Source organism: Halomonas sp. SIMBA_159 (genome assembly GCF_046536035.1).
Taxonomy (GTDB): Bacteria; Pseudomonadota; Gammaproteobacteria; order Pseudomonadales; family Halomonadaceae; genus Vreelandella; species Vreelandella venusta_A.
Map to the genome: position 1 here is coordinate 1 of NZ_JAWJBT010000514.1, position 274 is coordinate 274.

General features: G+C 52.9%; 1 protein-coding gene. It reads left to right on the forward strand.

What is annotated here, in order from left to right; all coding sequences use genetic code 11:
- Positions 1 to 34: 34 nt before the first annotated feature.
- The coding region (locus R0J87_RS20245; protein WP_498888501.1) for a hypothetical protein at positions 35 to 274 on the forward strand (240 nt) is incomplete at its 3' end.

The window sequence follows — 274 nt, forward strand, 5'->3', positions numbered from 1 at the left end:
CTTGAATTAAAAAATCGCACGTCGGTGAAAAACGATGAATGACCGTCTGTTAGTAAAACTATCTGGGGTAGTGTTGGCATGCGGCGTGATCGCCGGTTGCGCGACACAAGGCAACAACACGGCGACCACACCGGAGGCTTTTAATAAGCAGCTCGCGGACGCAGATACTGTAGCGAAAGGCGGCGATCAGGATCGTGCTATCGCGCTTTATCAGCAGCTTTCAAAATCAGATCCGACGCGCGAAGAACCGTGGTCGCGCATTGCGCAGATCCAG